General features: G+C 54.1%; 4 protein-coding genes. All 4 read left to right on the top strand.

All coding sequences use genetic code 11. From position 1 onward, the window contains the following. Positions 1-693 (top strand): NAD(P)-dependent alcohol dehydrogenase (locus QZ197_RS15145; protein ID WP_296433002.1); only part of this gene is annotated, 693 nt, incomplete at its 5' end. A 49-nt stretch (positions 694-742) separates the two neighbouring features. After that, on the top strand, positions 743-1,249 hold the full coding sequence (locus QZ197_RS15140; protein WP_296433001.1) for a MarR family transcriptional regulator: 507 nt from the start codon (positions 743-745) through the stop codon (positions 1,247-1,249). After that, positions 1,239-2,426, top strand: coding sequence for an efflux RND transporter periplasmic adaptor subunit (locus tag QZ197_RS15135; RefSeq protein ID WP_363157900.1), 1,188 nt, complete (start codon positions 1,239-1,241; stop codon positions 2,424-2,426). The genes QZ197_RS15140 and QZ197_RS15135 overlap by 11 nt, the downstream gene beginning before the upstream one ends. Continuing rightward, the coding region (locus QZ197_RS15130; protein WP_296433000.1) for an efflux RND transporter permease subunit at positions 2,426-3,932 on the top strand (1,507 nt) is incomplete at its 3' end. The genes QZ197_RS15135 and QZ197_RS15130, both read left to right, overlap by 1 nt.

The following is a 3,932-nucleotide window of genomic DNA, read 5'->3' as shown; positions in this document are numbered from 1 at the left end:
GAATACATCGTGATGCCAGAGGGCGGCAAGAACGTCCATAAACCTGCGCACCTAAGCTTCGAAGTTGCGGCGGCGATCCCGTTCGGGGCGACGACCGCATATGATTTTCTGGTCAATAAGGGCAAATTGCAGACCGGAGAACGCGTTTTAATCAACGGCGCTTCGGGCTCAGTCGGGTCAGCTTGTGTGCAGATTGCCAAGCATTTTGGGGCAGATGTGACAGGGGTTTGTAGTGCTGCGAACGCTGATCTTGTTCGTGCCGTCGGTGCAGACCGCACCATTGATTACAATGCGCAGGATTTCACCTTGGAAGGACCGCAATTCGATATGATCGTCGACACTGTCGGGACTGCTCCTTGGGTGCGAACGCGGACAGCGTTGCGGCCGAATGGCCGGATGGTGATGATTGCAGGTAGCGCGGCGGACATGATTTTCGGCAGTTTCTTGGCGCGAATTGCAGGCAAGCGGCTGATTGGCGGTGTTTCGTCAGAGGCGGTCGAAATACTGCGTAATGTCGTTCAATTGTCTGCTGGCGGCCAATTCCAACCGGTCATAGATCGGCGCTTTGATTTTTCCCAGATGGTCGCTGCGCATGCTCACGTTGATACCGGGCATAAGAAGGGCAATGTCGTTGTTAATGTCGGGCGTGCCGTTGATCCTACGTTACGTTCAGTCATAACTGAACAAAATTGACATAAGTGAATGAAGCGTTCATTGAGCCCCAAACTAGCAGGAGCCACGCATGTCTGACGATCGTACCGTTGAAGTCATCCGAAGTGAGTTTATCGAAAAGATCGGTCTGATCAAACAGGCCGAAGGTCTGCCCCGCATTGCGGGTCGGGTCTTTGGGATGTTGATCTTTGACGGCGAAATGGTGTCTTTTGGGGACCTTGCAACACGTTTACAAGTCAGCCGAGCCAGTATCAGCACCAGCATCCGTCTTCTTGAGGAACGCGGTCTGGTAAAGCGCATGACAAAGCCGGGCGAACGTCAGGACTATTTCCAGCTCGCGCCGAACCCCTATGCGACAATGCTGGAGGGCATTCAAAAGCGGACGCGTTTGACGATGGGTGAAATTGCCCAAACAATAGACAGCTTGCCCGCAACCGCCGATGCGGCGGGTCGTTTGGCGGCCTATGCCAACTTCTACGCCTCTATGGATGCTGCGGTTACCGTCGCATTGGACGCCCTAGGCAAGGCGCAAAATCCAGCGGCAGCAAGCCCAAAGGACCTATCACATGACGAATGAAACAAACCGCAAGCAGGGCGAGCAGACCCGCATAGCCGAGACGGAGAACAAACAAATGGCCACCACTCATGATGAAAACGCGGCTCAGCCGCTTACATTTACGTCTGACAAAGGCGCGTCGCGATCCACTTGGTTTGCAGGTGTCCTTGTGATTCTCATTGTCGGATGGATGGGGAGCGGTTTCATTCTTCCGTCTGAAAACAACGATCCTGTCTCGGTACGCGAAGAGACCAAGCTGGTTGCTGTTGCTGTCACAACGTCCACGGCCGAGACTGTAACCCAGTTTTATCAAGCCGAAGGGCAAGCCTTGCCTGATCGGGAAACGATGATGCGGTCTGAAACATCTGGCGACATAGCCGAAGTTTTGGTGTCAAAAGGCCAAGATGTCGAAGCGGGCGCGATCATTGCCAGATTTGACCCGACGGCGAACCTTGCCGATGCCAATCGCGCCACACAGGAACTTGCCCGCGCCCAACGCGAATTTGACAATGCAGAAGCGTTGTTGGATCGCGGCGTAGCAACGGCTGACCGCGTGTCACAAGCCCGCGCAACGCTTGCTGGTGCGCAGTCCGAACTGACTGACGTGCAACAATCGGCCGACGCATTGACTATTTTGGCCCCCTTTGCTGGCCGTGTGGAAACACTTGATATCGACGAAGGTGAATTTGTATCGGCTGGCATGGAAGTCGGTCGTTTGGTTGATATCACACCACTCACGGTCGCCATTCAAGTGCCGCAACAGTCGCTTAACCGGCTGTCGGTTGGTCAACCGGCGACCGTTCGGTTCATCACCGGCGAAGAACGTCAAGGCACAGTCACCTTTGTTGGCACATCTGCCGCCTCGGAGACACGTACATTTCTAGCAGAGATCGAGGTTAACAATGATGACCGCGCAATCCCTGCCGGAATTTCTGCCGAAGTCATTATCCCGACGGGTGAAACGATTGCGCATTTCTTGTCCGCGTCGATCGTGTCGTTAAACACCGAAGGAACCCTTGGGGTTAAAACGGTCGACGCAAACAACGTCGTCGCCTTCTATCCGATCCAAGTTGTCAAAGCACAGATCGACGGCATTTGGGTCACGGGCCTTCCCGATACGGTTGATGTGATCACCGTCGGTCAAGGTTATGTCAATGAAAACGAAACTGTCGCACCGGCCGCAGGGGAGCAGGGTTAATGAATAGTATTATCGACGCCGCTTTTTCGCGGTCCCGTGTCGTCGTCATGGCCCTAATTATGGTCATGAGTGTTGGTGCATTTGCCTACAGTTCGATCCCCAAAGAAGCGAACCCCGAAATTCCATTGCCACTGTTTTATGTCTCAACAGGGCTAGACGGGATCAGCCCGACTGATGCGGAACGTCTGTTATTAGAACCGATGGAGACCGAATTCGGGTCGATTTCAGGCCTTGATAGCATGAAGTCCGACGCGTCCGAAGGGTTCGCCAGTATTCAGTTGGAATTCTCGCCCGGCGGTGACAATCAAGAAGCGCTCGATAAGGTACGCGAAGCGGCTGACCGCGTGCAGGGCGAATTGCCAGATGATGCGCGCGACATCACCATCACTGAAATCAATACAGCACTTTTCCCGATCATCACAGCAATCTTGTCTGGTCCAGTACCAGAGCGGACACTGAATTCACTGGCCGAAACTTTGCAGGAAGAAATTGAAGGTCTGTCCGGTGTGCTTGAGGCCGATATCGGTGGCCAGCGTTTTGAGTTCCTTGAGGTCCTGATCGACCCGACCGTGTTCCAAACCTACAACCTGTCATTCGATGAGCTAATTGGGCAGATCACGCGCAACAACATGCTGATTGCTGCCGGCGCCATCGAGACGGGATCAGGGCGCATTGTCTTGAAAGTGCCCGGTCTGATCGAAGGTCTAGAAGATGTGATGGCGATGCCCGTTAAGGTGCGCGGCAATGCCGTTGTGACCTTTGGTGATGTCGCCACGATCCGGCGCACATTCGAAGATCCAAGTTCGTTCGCGCGCATCAACGGCCAGCCTGCGCTGGCGTTAGAAGTCACCAAAAGGTCCGGCGCAAACATCATTGAAACCGTAGCAGAGGTCAAAGCGCTGGTCGCAGAGCTGCAGGTTGACTGGCCCGACAGCATCGAAATCACCTATCTGCAAGACCAATCCAAAAGCGTCAAAGATTTGCTGACTGATCTCGAAGCAAACGTTATGGCCGCTGTTATCCTGGTGATGATCGTGATCGTTTTTGCACTGGGCACACGGTCTGCAATTCTTGTGGGCCTTGCTATTCCAGGCGCGTTCCTTGCTGGCGTTATCGCGCTTTGGACAATGGGTTTCACCATGAACATCGTTGTTCTGTTCTCGCTAATCCTTGTGGTGGGGATGTTGGTCGACGGTGCCATTGTGACCACCGAACTTGCAGATCGAAAACTGCAAGAAGGTGCTGCACCCAAAGATGCCTATGCGTTTGCAGCCAAGCGCATGGCGTGGCCGATCATCGCGTCCACTGCAACGACGCTCAGCGTGTTTTTCCCGCTTTTGTTCTGGTCCGGCATGGTTGGCGAATTTATGAAATTCCTGCCTATCACCGTGATCCTGACACTTTCGGCGTCGCTTTTCATGGCGCTGACCTTTATCCCCGTTGTCGGCGGCTTGATCGGCAAGCGGCAACCACAAACTGCAAAAGCCAAAGCCGCACTCCACGCAG

It is taken from the genome of Yoonia sp., assembly GCF_017854415.1.
GTDB lineage: Bacteria > Pseudomonadota > Alphaproteobacteria > Rhodobacterales > Rhodobacteraceae > Yoonia.
The sequence above is the reverse complement of the archived record's forward strand: the minus strand, read 5'-3'. Positions and strand labels throughout refer to the sequence as shown.